This window comes from Pseudomonas sp. DR 5-09, assembly GCF_001655595.1.
Classification (GTDB): Bacteria; Pseudomonadota; Gammaproteobacteria; order Pseudomonadales; family Pseudomonadaceae; genus Aquipseudomonas; species Aquipseudomonas pharyngis.
Genome location: NZ_CP011566.1, coordinates 4,805,337 through 4,816,847, shown reverse-complemented (window position 1 = coordinate 4,816,847; position 11,511 = coordinate 4,805,337). Strand labels below are relative to the sequence as shown.

Genomic DNA, 11,511 nt, shown 5'->3' with positions numbered 1-11,511 from the left:
AAATTGTGACGCGAGCGGCGGAAACCAAGCCAGCCAAGGCAGCGGCGGAGACCAAGCCAGCCAAGGCAGCGGCGGAAACCAAGCCAGCCAAGGCAGCGGCGGAAACCAAGCCAGCCAAGGTAGCGGCGGAGACCAAGCCAGCCAAGGCAGCGGCGGAGACCAAGCCAGCCAAGGCAGCGGCGGAGACCAAGCCAGCCAAGGCAGCGGCGGAGACCAAGCCAGCTAAGGCAGCGGCGGAAACCAAGCCAGCCAAGGCAGCGGCGGAAACCAAGCCAGCCAAGGCAGCGGCGGAAACCAAGCCAGCCAAGGCAGCGGCAGAGACCAAGCCAGCCAAGGCAGCGGCGGAGACCAAGCCAGCCAAGGCAGCGGCGGAAACCAAGCCAGCGACGGCAGCGGCGGAAACCAAGCCAGCCAAGGCAGCGGCAGAAACCAAGCCGGCTAAAGCAGCGGCGGAAACGAAGCCGGCTAAAGCGGCGGCGGAAACCAAACCAGCAAAAGCTGCTGCTGAACTTATGTCGGCTCGCGTAGCCGCATAAGTAAGCTCTTACGAATATCCCAGTAAAGCAATTGTCTTGAGCTTGCGACACCGCGCAAGTTTTCTTGCGCGGGTTTTATTCCTGAGGTGAAGAATGTCCAAGAAGGCGCAGTTTTTGAGTGAGCGAGTAACTAAACTTAAGTTTTCATATGAGGCGCTAGAGCCTATTCGCGCCTTGTATAAGGATTTTCTAGATGATTGTCTGCCAGATGATATTGATATCGGGATTAAGGCTCATGAGGATTATAGCGAGGAGTTTGAGGGTGTAAGCATGCGCTGGTATTTTGCAAAGTCTGAACGAGCTATAGCTCTATTTCGGGAGGTGCTAGATGGCTGCGAGCTGCACGTAGTGCGAAATATAGTGGGCGATAAGGCTGAAAAAATGAGAGTGCTTCAGGCAAACATTATTGAAATAACAGGAAGCTATCCTACAGGCAGATGGCACTCCGATTTCACAGATGAAGGCTTGAAATTAAATCAAAGTGCAACCGTGCTCACGCCACTGTTAGATTTTAAACCTCATTTCGGAGGATTAGAAACAACCGCTGTGCTTCGAGGCGAGTCGCTGGATTTTGATGAGCGTTCGACAGTTCATACGTACTCTGAGGGAGAAGCCATATTATTTGATGGCACCGGAACAATCCATCGCACTCAGTCTTACAAGGCTAGTCCAGAGGACAAGAGGGTACTTGTATGCTGGCAACTTGGTGAGATTGACGAGACAATGATTCCTGTGTTTGAACGTATTGGCGAAAAAAATGGTGACCCAATGTTTATGCATGAACATTCTGTCTAATTTCCATAGGGTGGCGATAGGGCAACTTTTGATTTCGGTGTGTTCAGCTCGGAAATACTCCATATCGATGACTGCACCTTTGAAGCTCGGGAGCTATCCCTGCTCACCATCCCTTCGGGCAAAGCCTGGCTTAAGAGGATTTCTTAAGCCGGGCTAAACCTTGTTTGATATGTCCGGCGTTCTCACCGATGCCCCACAAAGCGCCGCGAACATTGTCTCCAACCTCAGAGCTCCCCTAGGCTTCGACATGAAGCGTTAACTCCATCAACGCCGCCTCTAAGGCGAGCTGATTCTGATACATCCTTTCCAGCACGTCGGACAACGAGTATTCGCTTGTCAATTTCCTTCTCCTTTCCTTGGACTCATCTGAGCATATCCCTTGTGGCACGACCTAGGGTATCAAGCGCATCTTGCGTAATTTGTCGAACACGTCGAAAAATGCTTGATCACTCGCCTGGTAGGTAGTGAAACCCATGGCACGGCTTTTCGACATATCCGTGACCACTTCGATAGGTCGACCGAGGTCAGCATCGGTGTGCCATGGGGAGACCAGGCGACCAATATCAGGTTCTTTCAAACCGTATTCCGCGACTATTTGCGCCCATACGACTTGGTCATCAGCCATCTGCGTCTCAAGTGGTGAGAGTGAAGCGGGGTATTCGGCAGCAGGCAAGTCGAAGTAGTCGGCAATTCGGCTCCACATCCATTTCCAACGAAACACGTCGCCATTGGTGACGTTGAATGCCTGGTTGGCCGCAGCCGGCGTGGTGGCCGCCCACAGTTGTTGTTTCGCCAATTGCCGGGCATCCGTCATATCGGTAAGGCTGTCCCACTGCACTCTCGATCCGGGAAACACAAAAGGGCGGTTGGTTTGTTTGCAAATCGAGGCATAGACGGCGAGGGTGGTTGCCATATTCATCGCGTTGCCTACAGCAACCCCGGTAACGGTATGCGGGCGATGAACGCTCCAAGTGAAGCCATCCTTTTCAGCAGCGGCGAAGAGCTCGTCCTCTTGTGCGTAATAGAAATTCTCGACATCCAGACGGCCCTGCTCCTCGCGGAACGGTGTTTGTGGAAGGCTGCCTTTACCGTAGGCCTCGAAAGGGCCGAGGTAGTGTTTTAGTCCAGTAACCAGTGCTACGTGCTCAACGCTTTTGGCTGGGCGAATGGCGGCGAGCACATTGCGAACCATCGCGGCATTAACGCGAATGTTCTCGGCTTCCGTGGCTTGCCGTGACCATGTGGTAATGAACACATGAGTGGGTTTCAGATCCGCCAGCGCCTGTTCCAGCGAAGCAGGATCCTGAAGGTCTGCCGCCACAGGTATCACGCCTTGCACTTGCGAAGGGTGCCTCGATAGCGCTGCGACCTGCCACTGGTTGTCGATGAGTAACTGAGTGATGGCGCTGCCGACGATGCCGCTGGCGCCCACGACCAAAGCTGTCTGGGTCATACGTTTCTCCTGGATTTAGGTTTGGGAGTCCGCCTAGGCAACAGAGGTTCAACCTAAACGGATCCGCATTGGCAACGCCTCGCTCCCAGGCAGATCGATCCGAATCGAATCGTCGCTTGGTCAACGGTGATGAAGCGGGCGTTTATATGGGATGCGTGATCTCATCCAGCCTGATGAGCCGAGCACTTAAAATCTAGGTAGGCATATCGTCGACAAGCAGATGAGGCGACGTCGCTTTGTGTCAATACCGAGCGGAGCCGCGCGTGTGCCGGCTGGCGTGGTATGAAGAAGTGAGGTATTGATCTCGAATCTCAACATGGCAGGAGGCCGAAATGAGATTGCAGAGCGATATTGATGCGCTAGCAGCGATCGAAGAGGATGCGAAAGCGATGCTAAAACGGATAGGGCTGCCCGACGACGATCAGAAACTTGAGGTCGTCGTTTTTCTTCGCCAGATCATCGATTTGGCCACCTACTTGGAGTCGGCTGATCGAGTCATTGAGACGCCAATCATTGCCTGAAATATCGACCGCCGTAGAGCGCAGATCACTAGTTAACGATTCGTTCGGTCTGGTGCGCATGTACGAGGCAATCGCACTTTCGGGCCCTAAGGCCCGGCTCATTACTAACCCAGCATTTCCTTGATGATCGAGGCCACATTTCTAGCATCGTCGATACCTCGGTGATAAGTGCCCTCCCAAACTAGGCCCAGCGACTCAACTGTCTCCTTTAGGCTTATCGGCTGATCGTCGTATAGGCCTTTATGCCATTTCCTGGCATTGAAATGCGGTAAGCCTTCGAGCAGGGAAGGGCACCTAGCTAAGCCAGCATCGCGATCAAGCTGTCTTGCATCGTAGTCACCCCATGACGCCCAGGCCGCATTTGGATAAAGCGCAGCAAACGTTCGCAGTTCTTCACCAACCTCTTGATAGGTTAGGGCACCGTCCACGTTCGATTGCTGAATAGATGTGAGCTGCTTGCAGAAATCAGTAAGTCTAGGGTTGATCTGGGGGCGTACGAAACGCTGGAATTCATCGATGATCTCAAGCGACTCCAAATCAATCACCACCAGGCCAATCTCAATCGTTTCCATTTGATCGGGGACGACCACAAGCGACCTTGGAGATTCGTGCACTCCAACCTCATCACAGGTTGCCTCAAGGTCAATGGAATAGAGGTAGCGGTATGGCGCGAGGAGGTTATGGATTGCTTGGAGGTGAAGGAACTTTGCTTCGATGCTCATGGCAGGGAAACCTTACTTGGAAGTTTGTTCAGATTACACCGAGCCCTCTAATCGCGTGCGCAATGTGAAGAGCTCACTCGTAATGCTCCTTGCTGGCATCTGGACAGCTGTTGAGATTCCGGGCTATTTTCGGCCGCATGTGGCCGTTACATGCCAGCATTCATCCCCGTCCTTACTCACCATGCATCTGATCGTGTAGGGGGGAAGCGCGAGTGGGTACAGGATGAAAAAGCGAAAGCCAACTAGGCCACAGTACCCAGTCGCATCAGTCAGAGGGAATTGCTGTGCACGTTAAGTCGCTTCGCTTGGTGAACTTCAAAAAATTTACGGATGAGCATCTCGAGTTCAACCGGGATGTGAATATCTTTGTGGGTGATAACGACGCTGGGAAGAGCACGATCCTGGAAGCTTTGGAGATCGTGCTGAATTTCAGCCATCGTGGTCGTCCGTTTCCCGGCGAATTTTCACCAGATCTGTTCAACCGCGATGCCACCGAGGCATTTCTGAAGACCAACCGTGCCTCGAAGCATCTTCCCAAGCTTCTGATTGAGGCATACATCGACGGAGTTCCAGAGTACAAGGGCAGCAACAACGACCTTGGTCTGGACACTCAAGGTGTGATCGTCCAGGCGTATTTTGATCCAAGCCTTGAGGAGGCTTACCAGGAGTTCCTCAGCACCAGTTCCCAAATGACGGCCATTCCCGTGGAGTTCTACACGACCGAATGGTTGGACTTTTCCTGGCAGCCGATTCGCCATGTCTCCAAGAAGTTCAGGGCTCAGTACATCGACCCAACCCGCATCCACCCGACCATGGGGAAGAATCAATACATCGGTAACATCCTCAACGCTGCCCTGGCGAAAGAGGACTACGTCAAGCTCACCATCAACTATCGCGAAAATCAGCAAGCTTTCAACAAGTCTGCCGAAGTCGACGCGATCAACCAGAGTCTCGATTCGGACAAGTTGGTTACGGACAAAACACTGTCAATTGCTGCCAACACGCTTCCTGCCGGTTCGATCCAAACAGGCCTGCAGCTGAAGGTGGATGAGGTGCCTTTTCACTTCATCGGGAAGGGTGAGCAGAGCAAGGTTCAAATCAAACTGGCGATTCAGAACCGACCTGGCGACATTGACCTGGTGCTGATTGAGGAGCCTGAAAACCATCTCTCTCACTCGAACCTGAATCGCCTCGTGCGATATATCGAGGATCAACGTGCGGACAAACAGCTATTCCTAACGACCCACAGCTCCTACGTGCTCAACAAGCTGAGCATCAACAAAATTTGCCTCGTGCAAACGAAGTACCAACGGCTGCATGAACTGAACCCGAAGGTCGTCAAAACGCTTAAGCGATTGCCTGGTTACGATTCCCTGCGGGTAGCGTTGGCGCGCAATGTGATATTGGTCGAAGGGCCATCTGACGAGCTCGTGCTGAAGAAAATTTACCAGATGAAGCACGGTGTATTACCCGAGGAGCACGGGATAGACATCATCGTGGTGCGTGGCGTTGGGTTCTCTACCTTCATTGAAATTGGCAAGGTCATTGGTACACGGGTTCATGTATTGCGGGACAATGACGGAAACTACAAGAGGCATGTCGAGCCCGGTAAGGAGAGGTACAAAGACTATGCCAACATCAGGGTGTTTTCGTCACCGGTCGATGAGGAATTTTCGCTTGAGCCGGCCCTGATCCATGCCAACGCGAAGAACCTCAAGACCTTGAATGAGCTGGCCAAGACTTTGCTGGCCACAAAAACCTTCGCTACCTACGACGAGCATACGACTTTAGGTGAGCGCAAAGAGTACCTGATCAATTGGTTCCGGAGTGTTCCAGGAAACGGTAAAGGCGCGAGGAAGGTCGATTCGGCGATCCGGCTGTTTGAAAGCAAGCTCAAGTTCAACGTACCTGGTTTTCTGGAAGAGGTGCTCGACTTTGGCTAACGAATTGTGGATTGCAGGAGCTGGCTCGGGCAAAACTCATCTAATCGTCACCGAAGCGATCGAGCGTATTGAGTGTGGCGAAAAGGTACTGGTGGTGACGTACACCACCAACAATCAGGCGGAGTTGCGATCGCGATTTGCGGAACTGTATGGTGGAAGCAGCGAAAGATTTGTTGTGAAAGGTTTGTACTCGTTCTATCTAGAGGACATGATCAGGCCTTACCAGAGGGTTTTGTTCCCCGATCGCATCGCTACCACGCTGTTCAACACTGGTAACCCTCATCAAAACCCCAAGACACGAAGACCGATTCCAGGTCGTAAAGAGCGTATCGATGGAGAGGTCAATCCTCTCTACTACTTAAGTGAGTGCCGATCAAAAGCGCATACGAGTCTTCTCGGTAAGCTCGCCAGTCAGGTTGCCAAGCTCACAAAAGATGCGCCGGCCAAACGCTTGGCTGAAATTTACGACCGAGTCTTCTTCGACGAAGTGCAAGACCTTGTCGGTTGGGATTACACGGTCATGAAATCGCTGAACAAGGCCATGCCGCACTCATTGCGTTGTGTCGGTGATTTTCGCCAGACGATCTACGACACAGCCTATGGGCTAAAAGAGCCAAAATCGCCGGAACAGAAGCTGGACATTTTCCTGAATATGCTTGGTTTTGAGCGAAAGACTCTGCGGCAGAACCGTCGCTGCATTCAGGAAATCTGTGACCTGAGTGACTCCGTTCACCGTGGTGTTGCGGCGCTCTTTGAGAAAACTGAATCGACGGTGAAGGCGGTTCCAAAGGAACATCGCCATCACACAGGTGTGCACTTGGTAAGGCAGTCAGACGTGACAGCTTACCTGCAAGCTTTCCAGCCCATGGTGCTCAAGTGGCGCAGCGACATTGGCCTAAAGTATTTGCCTCCCGACACCGACTACTACACGTTTGGCAAAAGCAAGGGGCTTGGTTTTGATCGAGTGCTCATTTTGCCAACCCCTAATTTTGTGCGCTTTTTGAAAGGCGATGAATCAGCGTTTGACGATGATGCAACAGAAGAGGGTCGTAATAAGTTGTATGTAGCGATAACGCGCGCGCGGTACAGCATTGGCTTCTTGGTGGAGGACAAGGCTGCTGAGGGATGGCCGTTTTCGCTCTGGGGAAGAGGGCGCTAGCAAGGCGAGCTGATGTCTATCCATCATCGATGCACGAGTGTTGCTATCGCACCTTCGGGCAAGGCCCGGCTCGTCCTAATGCTATCAGAAGGTCAAAGCAAATCTTGAGTGAGCCAGGAGCTTCGGTTTGCCATTCTCAGAACACTTTGTCCAAACAAGCCCGGTCACTCCTGATTGCGTTCACTAAATGGTTTCTGACCGAATAATCCTCTGAGCCCCAGAAAGATGAGCTCTTCTTGTCTGAGTCAATGTGCATGACGGCGACAGGTGAGCCAGAGGAGAGGGCTCTAATGGAAGGATCCTGAGTCGGATCTTTTGGCCACGACGACATCTTGAAGACGGCTACATCTGAGCAAACTACACGTAGGGGGGCTGCCGATTCTGAGGTAATACTTGTCGGGACAGGGGCATCGTTGGGTACTTGGTCTTCGTACACAATCGCGGCATACCACGAACTCCTCCTCAATTCTGAGTTTGAGGCCCAGCTAATGTCGAACGCAACGGGATAGTCAGTATCCTTTGGCAGAGAAACGACTGCAACGTTAGAGCCGGCATTAGACAAGGCTATCCAGGCTCTTTCTGTGACACGTAGGCCAGAGTTTTTCAATGTGAGCGAGGCCTTATACTTTTTCGTTGTTTGACTTGAGTATGAGCTTTCTTGGTCTTCAGAAATGGATGTTTCCCCGGAAAGAATGGATATGGAAGGGCGTCCCATCGCTATTTGATCGCTGTAAATCTTTTGGGCAAGCGCCTGAGATGCTTCGGCTACGTTGGTGGCGCTCAGAGTCGCCTGATAGGAAAGAAAGGCAGCGTACGCTGACATTGTCGCCGCTATAACTGACAGTACACCCAGCACGCTTGGACTGGAAAAATATTTCCACACTATCCCAACGTATTTAGCGACCACCAACAAAGACTCTCGAAAAGTATCCACGTGCAGGCCTTAATCATTGCATTGGGTGCTGTATCGGCAAGATGAATGTTGACTTGATGCTTGGAAGATCAAGTCGTGCGCAGCCCTCCCTGTCGACCGTGAGCGATTCGAGCCCAACCTACCGAGGGCTGTTGGGCTATACAGTTCCTTAGTTTGAGCCAAGGAGGGGCAGCTTGTAGTCACAATTAAGGCGTTTGAAGTCGCTAGGAACTAGGGTAGGAGCCAGAAGTGAGAAGGTCGACAAGGTTGTTGGTTCGTGCTCTTTGATTTTTGGGGCAACCAGGATCTTACTCCGTACGCTATCAAGATAGAGCACATCTTCTGTTAAAGAGTTGACATTCGCGCAGGGTGACTTGCTGCTGAAGTCAGCCATGTGAGCTATGTGGTACAGGATTTGGTTGCGGCGGCGATCTAGCGAAATTACGTTAGAAACTAAGGACGCGATCACAATGAAGGTGAGCAGGTTTGAAGTATGGCAGATTGCATACAAAGGGATTTCTTTTCTCAGACGTGCAGCTGGATAGGAAAAAATGAACAGCACGGCTGAAACGACCATTATCGTATAAATCGCTGGCTCTGTACGTATCATAACGTGCATAAACGTTGCAGCTGCTGTTGTCATCGGCAACAACGACGCATCAACTCCAAAGATATTGTTAACTTCTACCTGTGCGTCAATCTTTGAGAACCATATCAAAAGGCCAATCACCGACAGCCAAAGGGACAAGCCGGATTTCATGTTCATAAGCTTTCCGGCAAGCTTCAATTCGATCAGGCTAATGACGACGTACACGCTGGAAATCATTGTGGCGGTCAAAGCCAAGGCGATGTAGTTTGCGTATGGTGCGTCTATTTTTACCAAGAGTGCTGCCGATAGGAGCAGCAGCAATGCTAGGGTAGAGACAGTGGCGAGCATGCGGATCTCAGAGAACCTGACGACCGGTTGCGAGCTCTGGTTATCCGGTACGGGAAAGTAGTATTGATTCATCGTTGACCATGTAATTCTTGTTAATCGAGCTTTCTTTATCGGCGAGTCTGTAAGCGTCTTGATTACTTTCGAACGTGGTAGGTTTTAGTTCACGACCTACCTCTACATATGTTCCTGCATCATTTATGTGGGCTTGTTGATGGACGTGAGCTTTTTTTAGAAGTTGGAGAAGAGAGGACTGATAAGCGGGTTTAACGAATCGCTTAAGCTCTCCGGCGGCCTCGAGTTGTTCCAAACCTCAACCGTTTCTATCTGATCATGGACGGCTGCGAGCAGCTTTGATGATTCCGGCTCATCAGCTTCATCACAGGGCTTCCAGGTCTAGGCGCTTGCGCAAAGCAACGAGTTCATGACCGCTGTCGGCATATCAAAATGCATTCGGGTATTCAGTTCACATACTCTCGTGGTCGACCGTAGTGATGACGATTGGGGCGGCATCTGCTTGCGATATCTATTACGCGACATTCTTGCTGAGTACCGTACCTCAGCCGTGCAACACCTTCGCTGAAGCCAAGCACTTTCGAAGCTCATCAACACTCATCGTTTCCTTCCGTCTGTGAACAACCGCGTGGCAGTTTGGACAAAGGGGTATCAGATCCGTCACGGGGTTTAGCTCGTACTCCCTGCCGATTTCGCTGAGAGGGACAATGTGGTGCACATGGATGAGGCCCTGAGCAGTGGCACCGTAAGTTTGCCCAAAATCAAACCTGCAGGCTGCACATACAGCGCCGTGATAACGGATGCATGCGTCGCGGGCCGGCAAGCTGCGTTCGTAGGCGTTAACTTGGATAGCCCTCAATGCGCCTTCCAAGAAAAGCTCAGGTTCCATCACTTCCTCGGGAATCAATGCATGCACCGGCTCGTCGCATGCGTACCAATCGCCACCTTCTCGGGTCAGCCATTTACGGATGATCGTGCGCTCGAAAACTTTGATCTTCGCAGGGCCATTTCCATGCTCATCCTGAAGCTCATCAGAGTGAGTGATGTTGAAGGTATAAAGCTCGTAGCCCTTTTCCTCGACTAACCTGAGATGCTCCAAGCTCTGAGGATACCCACGAGTTCGCCTGCCGTTCTCAACCCTCCATTTATCGCTAAGGATTAACGTCCGACCGCTATTTTTATTGATATCCCAAGCTCCGAAGATGATCCTTTGCTCCGATTCGTTCACGAATGACCAACTCCACGTCCAATTTCTGCACGTGGCGCCTAGTGACTGAATGAACGCTTTTCGGTTAGGGAGCGATTTAGCAAGCATTAGCGATTCCTATGGTGACTGGAGGGGGAGGGGAGGAACACTGGATCTATCGCGCCTTAAATAAGAAACTGGGTACCAGGCACTATTAGACGGCCGAGGATCAGCAAACTCTGTCACCCATTTGGAACAAGGCTGCTTCGACCTCTCGTAGGTTCGCGAAGCCGCTACTCCCACCTGCTAGCTTGTGAGCATCCCCCAAAATCCAATTCGCCCTGACATTCCACGTGTAATGTTTGTACGGGCAGTTCCGGAGCGTCGGAAACACTGTAGGGTCTGGGTTTCTGAACGGTGCCATTGAGCCATTTGCGGCGAGACAGCCAAACATCAGTTCGGCCGGGAACGATAGAGTGGATCGTTTCAACCAGGTAGTCCACCAACTATGCGCCAGCCAAGCAAGGGCGGCAGCGACACGGCTGTCGTAAATGATGAAGTCACTCAGCAACAGCGCATAGACCTTCGTCATCCCCGAATTGAACCGAAGATTTGGCACTGTAGATATGTCGTCTCCGCGCGCATGGTCACGAACAAACCCATTTAGAATTCCATGGAGCTGATGATGATTATTCAGAAGCCATGCACCATTGCCTCTTTTGGTGTATACGCCGCCCCAATGGAACGTGGCAGCCACCGCGCCAGCGAGCTGATTACTGCGCGAGGAGCCAGCGGTATAAGATGTACTGAGAGCGTTCTCTAAGCTCGATAGCGAGGCGGTGTTGACTGCAAAATTGCTTCCGCCAGGAAGGGAGGGCAACGAGGGATGGATATATGGACGTCCAGAGACGCTGACCGGCAATGGTGCCTTAAATCTTGGAGGCCACTGATAGGCAGCAAGCGCGTCGTGTAGGTATTGGTAAGGCTTGGCTTTAGGTGCCGCGAAGTGGATAGGGGCTCCGCATAACCTCTGAGCAAGCCAATCCACAAAATCTTTTACCGACCGGGTGACATATGTGGATTTGTTCATCAAAGCCTCAGAAGCGTACACGGGGGTACAGATAATCGAAGCATGGCATTTTGCAGTCAATATTTGTCTAGCTGGTGCCTAGGCCCTTTTTATATGTAGTGATCCGACTAGCAAACCGTCAAAAAGCCTTGCTTAATACCGCGCGGCTTGAGCCGCCTTTCGTCCATTCCATCGAGCATCGTGATCATAGATTCGCAATGGGCTAGGTATCTGAATTGGCGGCTTTAGGCCCGGTATGAATGGT

Annotated in this window: 10 protein-coding genes and 1 pseudogene; 5 read left to right on the top strand and 6 right to left on the bottom strand. The window is 51.8% G+C overall.

All coding sequences use genetic code 11. From position 1 onward, the window contains the following. Positions 1 to 5 precede the first annotated feature (5 nt). Positions 6 to 536: a DUF4573 domain-containing protein gene (locus tag PDR5_RS21555; RefSeq protein WP_172829502.1), complete on the top strand. Its 531-nt coding sequence runs from the start codon at positions 6 to 8 to the stop codon at positions 534 to 536. A gap of 93 nt (positions 537 to 629) precedes the next feature. Next, positions 630 to 1,331, top strand: coding sequence for a hypothetical protein (locus PDR5_RS21550; protein WP_064598727.1), 702 nt, complete (start codon positions 630 to 632; stop codon positions 1,329 to 1,331). Between the two features lie 130 nt (positions 1,332 to 1,461). Here PDR5_RS21550 and PDR5_RS30245 read toward each other — a convergent pair. Then, positions 1,462 to 1,671 (bottom strand): annotated as a pseudogene (locus PDR5_RS30245) (hypothetical protein). 51 nt (positions 1,672 to 1,722) lie between these two features. Continuing rightward, positions 1,723 to 2,784: an SDR family oxidoreductase gene (locus tag PDR5_RS21540; protein ID WP_064598725.1), complete on the bottom strand. Its 1,062-nt coding sequence runs from the start codon at positions 2,782 to 2,784 to the stop codon at positions 1,723 to 1,725. A 332-nt stretch (positions 2,785 to 3,116) separates the two neighbouring features. Between PDR5_RS21540 and PDR5_RS21535 the strand changes: the two genes are divergently transcribed. After that, a complete protein-coding gene (locus tag PDR5_RS21535; RefSeq protein WP_064598723.1) occupies positions 3,117 to 3,305 on the top strand; it encodes a hypothetical protein in 189 nt (62 codons plus the stop codon). A 104-nt stretch (positions 3,306 to 3,409) separates the two neighbouring features. Here the strand turns inward: PDR5_RS21535 and PDR5_RS21530 are convergent, their stop codons facing one another. Then, complete coding sequence (locus PDR5_RS21530; protein WP_064598722.1) at positions 3,410 to 4,027, bottom strand: 3'-5' exonuclease; 618 nt, start codon at positions 4,025 to 4,027, stop codon at positions 3,410 to 3,412. 284 nt (positions 4,028 to 4,311) lie between these two features. On the opposite strand from PDR5_RS21530, the gene PDR5_RS21525 reads away from it, so the two are divergent. After that, the gene (locus PDR5_RS21525) at positions 4,312 to 5,970 is read left to right on the top strand and encodes an ATP-dependent nuclease (RefSeq protein WP_064598719.1); all 1,659 of its coding nucleotides are present in this window, start codon (positions 4,312 to 4,314) and stop codon (positions 5,968 to 5,970) included. After that, a complete protein-coding gene (locus tag PDR5_RS21520; RefSeq protein WP_064598717.1) occupies positions 5,963 to 7,129 on the top strand; it encodes a UvrD-helicase domain-containing protein in 1,167 nt (388 codons plus the stop codon). The genes PDR5_RS21525 and PDR5_RS21520 overlap by 8 nt, the downstream gene beginning before the upstream one ends. A 1,082-nt stretch (positions 7,130 to 8,211) precedes the next feature. Here the strand turns inward: PDR5_RS21520 and PDR5_RS21515 are convergent. From PDR5_RS21515 to PDR5_RS29740, 3 genes are all read right to left on the bottom strand, one after another. Continuing rightward, entirely contained in the window at positions 8,212 to 8,979 is a 768-nt protein-coding gene (locus PDR5_RS21515) for a hypothetical protein (protein WP_156669356.1), read from the bottom strand. 556 nt (positions 8,980 to 9,535) lie between these two features. Beyond that, positions 9,536 to 10,306 (bottom strand): HNH endonuclease, encoded by a 771-nt coding sequence (locus PDR5_RS21510; protein ID WP_064598714.1) that lies wholly within the window; start codon positions 10,304 to 10,306, stop codon positions 9,536 to 9,538. Positions 10,307 to 10,406: 100 nt separating this feature from the next. Continuing rightward, positions 10,407 to 11,267, bottom strand: coding sequence for a hypothetical protein (locus PDR5_RS29740; protein ID WP_156669355.1), 861 nt, complete (start codon positions 11,265 to 11,267; stop codon positions 10,407 to 10,409). Positions 11,268 to 11,511 lie beyond the last annotated feature (244 nt).

Coding starts and splice junctions, on each gene's coding strand:
- PDR5_RS21550 (WP_064598727.1), top strand. CDS start 630: ATGTCCAAGAAGGCGCAGTTTTTGAGTGAGCGAGTAACTAAACTTAAG.
- PDR5_RS21540 (WP_064598725.1), bottom strand. CDS start 2,784: ATGACCCAGACAGCTTTGGTCGTGGGCGCCAGCGGCATCGTCGGCAGC.
- PDR5_RS21535 (WP_064598723.1), top strand. CDS start 3,117: ATGAGATTGCAGAGCGATATTGATGCGCTAGCAGCGATCGAAGAGGAT.
- PDR5_RS21530 (WP_064598722.1), bottom strand. CDS start 4,027: ATGAGCATCGAAGCAAAGTTCCTTCACCTCCAAGCAATCCATAACCTC.
- PDR5_RS21515 (WP_156669356.1), bottom strand. CDS start 8,979: ATGCTCGCCACTGTCTCTACCCTAGCATTGCTGCTGCTCCTATCGGCA.
- PDR5_RS21510 (WP_064598714.1), bottom strand. CDS start 10,306: ATGCTTGCTAAATCGCTCCCTAACCGAAAAGCGTTCATTCAGTCACTA.
- PDR5_RS29740 (WP_156669355.1), bottom strand. CDS start 11,267: ATGAACAAATCCACATATGTCACCCGGTCGGTAAAAGATTTTGTGGAT.